This window comes from Undibacterium sp. SXout7W (assembly GCF_049339385.1).
Taxonomy (GTDB): Bacteria; Pseudomonadota; Gammaproteobacteria; order Burkholderiales; family Burkholderiaceae_D; genus Undibacterium.
Window position 1 is genome coordinate 1 of record NZ_JBMPPF010000186.1, and the last position, 255, is coordinate 255.

Annotated in this window: 1 protein-coding gene; it reads right to left on the reverse strand. The window is 51.8% G+C overall.

Features of this window, described 5'->3' with window-relative positions; all coding sequences use genetic code 11:
- A partial coding sequence (locus tag ACO0LB_RS21035) for a hypothetical protein (protein ID WP_423052703.1) occupies window positions 1–255 on the reverse strand: 255 nt, incomplete at both ends.

The window sequence follows — 255 nt, forward strand, 5'->3', positions numbered from 1 at the left end:
AGTTGAATACTGGGTCTGTGTTCACGCCGTCAACCAGAGTCACAGCAGCTTTGTCTGTTGTGCCAGTTGCTGTTGCCAGACTCAGGCTTACTGTCAGGTTAGCCAGTGCGCTGTTGCCTGTTGTACCGTGAGCGATTGTGATTGCTGTGTCTTGTGCAGCAGTCAGTTTTGTCAGGTTAACGGTCGCGCCTTCAGCAGCGGAAGTCCATGTGCCAGTGTTTTGCTGACCTTCGTTACGGATGTAAGTTGTTGCCA